Here is a 252-nt window from a genome sequence, read left to right on the forward strand (position 1 = left end):
TTGTAGAGCTGAGTCGCCGATGTCATCAAACCTCTTTTCCTTTCACGTGTCGTTACTCCCTTAAGTCATGCCATTCATATCCCGTAGCATTTCTTTGCCCTATTCTCCTCTCCCTAATCCTCTTACTCCTTCTCCCTTTTTCTTTCTTCTTTCTCTTCTTTTTTCCTCTCTTTCCTCTCTTTCCCCCCTTCCCTCTTCTTCCCCCCTCCTTTCCTTTCTTCTTCCTCCTTCTCCCTTTTCCCTCTTCCTCTT

Annotated in this window: 1 protein-coding gene; it reads right to left on the minus strand. The window is 45.6% G+C overall.

Annotated elements, in window-relative coordinates; translation table 11 throughout:
• Nucleotides 1–52 precede the first annotated feature (52 nt).
• Nucleotides 53–252, minus strand: a 200-nt coding sequence (locus AC1RPV_RS08080) for a hypothetical protein (RefSeq protein WP_481764248.1), incomplete at its 5' end; no start/stop codon positions are given.

It is taken from the genome of Dellaglioa sp. CoH-55-MRSF-9, assembly GCF_056782155.1.